The organism is Janthinobacterium sp. BHSEK, from assembly GCF_056174685.1.
Genome location: NZ_JBWBYV010000040.1, coordinates 1 through 991 on the forward strand (window position 1 = coordinate 1; position 991 = coordinate 991).

Annotated in this window: 1 protein-coding gene; it reads left to right on the plus strand. The window is 55.8% G+C overall.

All coding sequences use genetic code 11. The features are described 5' to 3' along the window. The first annotated feature begins 465 nt into the window (after positions 1–465). Positions 466–933, plus strand: a complete 468-nt coding sequence (locus tag AC0V2Y_RS15065) for a phage virion morphogenesis protein (protein ID WP_475418043.1) — start codon at positions 466–468, stop codon at positions 931–933. Positions 934–991: the final 58 nt, after the last annotated feature.

The window sequence follows — 991 nt, forward strand, 5'->3', positions numbered from 1 at the left end:
TCACCGGCGCGGCCAAGCGCGGTGGGTGCAACTACGGGAATCCCGGTAGCACTCAAACGGCCCCCCATTTCTTTTGACGGTACTTTTGACGGTATCTAAGCTCAAGGTCGGCAAAGATCCTTGATGATAGGCTGGCTTCCGGGGTTAATTCGATTCCGGCTCCGACCAGCGCATAGAATTCAGAAACATCGAGAAAGCCATTAATCCCAATACAAGCAAGGGGTTAGTGGCTTTTTTTACGCCTTGGCACTTCTCTTAATCCCAATTAAACCCGACAAAAACCAGTAGCGGTTACGCCAGATTTACGCCGTGATTACGCAGGCGCCTCCATCATGGTGGAGGCGGGCCGCCTCGACATCAAGCACTGGCCGAGATACAGCACATGCCGACCTACGCGGACGAGTTCTGGAAGCTGAATGACGGCGGCACCCTGCAGGCCGAATGGCGCACGCCCGAGGTAACGCCATGAGCGACGACCTGCACGCGCTGGAAGCTTGGGCTGGCACCCTGCTGGCCGAGGCGCAGCCTGCCCAGCGCCGCGCCGTCAATCACAAGGTAGCCATTGACCTGCGCCGCAGCCAGGCGCAGCGCATCAAGGCGCAGCAGGGGCCAGATGGCGCGGCATATCCGGAGCGCAAGCGGCGCAAGGAATTCAAGGGGAAGAATGGTCGCATCACGCGACAGAAGGCGGCGATGTTTGCCAAAATTCGCACCGCTAAGCATCTGAAAATGAAGGCGACCGGCGACCAGATCGAGGTCGGGTTCTTTGGCTGGGTGGCGCGCGTAGCGCATGTGCATCAGTTTGGCCAGCAAGACCAAGTTTCGAAAAAGGGGCCGATCTACAAGTACCTGGAAAGATCACTGTTGGGATTAAGTGAACCGGATCGGACCTTGATATGCGAATCCATGTTGCGTCACCTGGAAAAAAACTAAGATGCTCGAATGCAAACTTCAACTGACATTAGTTATCAAATGCGTTAGAGTAACATAA